Source organism: Mesorhizobium sp. M0159, from assembly GCF_040322295.1.
Classification (GTDB): Bacteria; Pseudomonadota; Alphaproteobacteria; order Rhizobiales; family Rhizobiaceae; genus Mesorhizobium.
The window spans coordinates 1-699 of sequence record NZ_JAMYTF010000144.1 but is presented as its reverse complement, the minus strand read 5'-3'; the positions used below and the strand labels follow the sequence as shown (position 1 = coordinate 699).

1 pseudogene is annotated in these 699 nt (G+C 64.5%); it reads left to right on the top strand.

From position 1 onward, the window contains the following. Nucleotides 1–699: pseudogene (locus NKJ32_RS35455) on the top strand (transcriptional regulator); the annotation flags it as partial.

Sequence of the window (699 nt, the reverse complement as noted above, 5' to 3'; positions counted from 1 at the left end):
TGAAGCGGGTCGGTCGCGAACTGGGTGTGCGCTATGTGCTGGAGGGCAGCGTCCGCAAGGCGGACGAGCGCGTTCGGATCAGTGCGCAACTCGTGGAGGCGGAAACCAGCATTCACCTTTGGGCGCACCGCTGCGACGGCCATCTCGACGACATCTTTGCACTACAGGACGAAATCACGTTGAGCGTTGTGGGTGCAATCGAGCCGAGCTTGCGCGATGCGGAAATCGAACGCGTCAAACGCAAGAGGCCCGACAATCTCGACGCCTACGATCTCGTTCTGCGCGCCCTTCCTCACGTCTACGTAGCCATGCCGGAGGGGGCAGCCAAGGCGGTGCCGCTGCTCGAGCGGGCGCTGGTGCTGGAAGCCGACTATGCCAGTGCCCATGGCCTACTCGCCTGGTGCAACCAGTTCCTGTTCATCCGAGCCGGCTTCAAGGAGACCAACCGCATCGCGGCCATTCGCCACGCTCGCGCAGCAGTCACCTATGGTCGCGATGACGCAACCGCGATGGCCCTGGGTGCGTTCGTCATCGGGCTGGTGGAGCATGATCGCGCTGCTGCCCGTGAAGCATTCGAGCGGGCGCTTGCGCTGAGCCCCTCTTGCGCCTTCGCGCTCTTTCTTGGCGGCATTTTCCTGGCCTGGACCGGAGAGGCGGAGCGGGCGATCGAGTGGGCCGAACGTGCGTTGCGGGTCAGCC